This window comes from Bariatricus sp. HCP28S3_F11 (assembly GCF_052065395.1).
GTDB lineage: Bacteria > Bacillota > Clostridia > Lachnospirales > Lachnospiraceae > Allocoprococcus.
In genome coordinates, this window is sequence record NZ_JBQHUC010000085.1 from 1 (window position 1) to 2,099 (window position 2,099).

Below are 2,099 nucleotides of genomic sequence, written 5' to 3' on the forward strand. Positions count from 1 at the left end.
TTCCTATTCTGTCAAGCCTAAATCTATTGATTTTACTGGCTTTGACGATTTTTATTTACCTCAAAAACAGAGCCGGGAGTGATGGATATCATCGTATCATGTACCGAATAGCTGATAAACAGGTATAGCTAATAAAGCATCCCTTTTCTTTGCTTTATAAAGGCTATTTTCCTCTGATCAACTATGATGATGAACCTTCCGTGTCTATGGGGATCGTGTCCCAACTTCCTTCGTCCCATCTACCATACACTGAGTGCCAGCCAAGCTCCAAGACGGGGTCATGCCCCACGGAAAAAACCGATGCCGGCTACAGCTCTTGTTTTTATCTTTGATTGTTACTGACCTGCATTCACCTGTCGTGGTTCTGATTTTCTCAGTGGACGCTATACCACTACTGTTTCCTGTTGGTCTTTTGCAGATGCAGTCCCTTTCAGACTCCATCGTTTACGGGTTTCTGTTCCAGAACCCTGTCCAGTCTCCGATGCCTTCCATCAGCCACTCGACAGAGTTCTGGATTATGTTGCTTTTTTTACTTCTTATGCTACCAATGTTTCCTGTGCTGATACTGGGCGCTTGATATCCTTCAACAGTTTTTTCGGATCATAAGTTGTCCCTGTCTTCAAGATGGTGTAAATCACCCTTAGAATCTTGCAGGCTATCACAATCAATGACTGCATCTTTTTCAGTGGATTGTTGGTCCGTGTTGTGTAATACTCATGCAGCTGCCTGAATTCATCTGCATGCGACACTGCCGACTTTGCTGCCTGGAACAGCCAGTACCGGAGCCTCTTGCGTCCTCTGTGGCTGATCTTTGTCTGTCCTTTATGCTTGCCGGAACTGCAGGCCACAAGCCCCATCCCGCTTAGCTTCTGGATTTCCTTCACATCATCAAACCTGCTGATATCTCCCATTTCAGCCAGTATTCCAGACAGTATGTTTTCCCCCACACCATTGATTGCCAGTATGTTTTCTGCATAAGGTATTTCCCTGCATTTTTTGTGTAAAGCACTTTCAATCGATGTAAGCTGCTCTCCCAGCTTCAGAATCTGTTCTGCATACCATTTCACTGCCTCCCTGCCTGCATCAGTCCCATCCTTAAGACCCACACTTTTCTTTGCATAACTCAAAATCTCATCGGCTCTGCTGTAACCGCGTCCTCTTAGTTTTGCATCATGCCAGATGTTTTTTATGCCTTCCTCTCCCAGTGCTGCGATATCCGATGGGATGGCTGATACTTTCAGTACTTCCAGTGTGAATGCACCATCTATTTTTCCAAATGCGTCCATGTATTCCGGAAAATAGATTTTCAGTTCCCTATGGAGACGATTGATATTTCGTATCCTGTCTTCGGTAAGCTGATCCCTGAACATGGAGAGCCTTCTCATATCTGCGTAGACTTTTTCCGGAAGATATGGCATTCCATAGTTGCCATCTTTCACAAGATTAGCAATCAGTTTGGGATCTTTTCTGTCATCCTTGAGCTGACTGTTGTCTTCGATTTCTTTGCTCTGCTTTACAGCATATGGATTTACCTGAACAACGCTGATTCCGTTTGAAATCATCCATGCAGCCAACGCAAACCAGTAGTGACCTGTCGGTTCAAGACCCAGTACTATCTGTTTCTTATCGCTTTTTGCCGCAAGTCCCAGCGCCCATGCCTTGGCATTCTCAAAGCCTTCCGAAGTATTGCTGAATTCAAATGCTCCACGGCTTAACTCCCTTCCTCTGACATCAATCGCCCTGATATAATGAGTCTCACTGCCTATATCGCATCCTACTATAAGCATGTCATCAGTAATGAAGGATAGTTTGTCGTTCTTAGCAAACTTACCGTTTGTTTCCAGTTCCCGCCAGGTATAGGATCTCAGTTCTTTTTCTACCACCTCTATTTTCTTGATCAGTTCTTCTTTTGACAAAAGATTAATTGCCTGATTTTCTACATTTACTTGCCTTTTTGCTTTTCTTGCTTTAACATTCATCTTGAATACCTCTTGTGTTTTTAGATTTTACTAACTGCCCGGTCAGTAATAATCTAAATTTACTTGAGGTATTCTTTTTGGTCAATTCCCTTTACTCTTTAAAGTATACAGGAAGCTCCA

The 2,099-nt window shown here is 43.4% G+C and carries 1 protein-coding gene; it reads right to left on the minus strand.

The features are described 5' to 3' along the window. Positions 1-536 precede the first annotated feature (536 nt). Entirely contained in the window at positions 537-1,979 is a 1,443-nt protein-coding gene (locus tag ACTNBR_RS16270) for an IS110 family transposase (RefSeq protein ID WP_427806202.1), read from the minus strand. Positions 1,980-2,099 lie beyond the last annotated feature (120 nt).

Excerpts from the sequence above, each read along its gene's own strand:
- ACTNBR_RS16270 (WP_427806202.1), bottom strand. The coding sequence starts at position 1,979 with ATGAATGTTAAAGCAAGAAAAGCAAAAAGGCAAGTAAATGTAGAAAAT.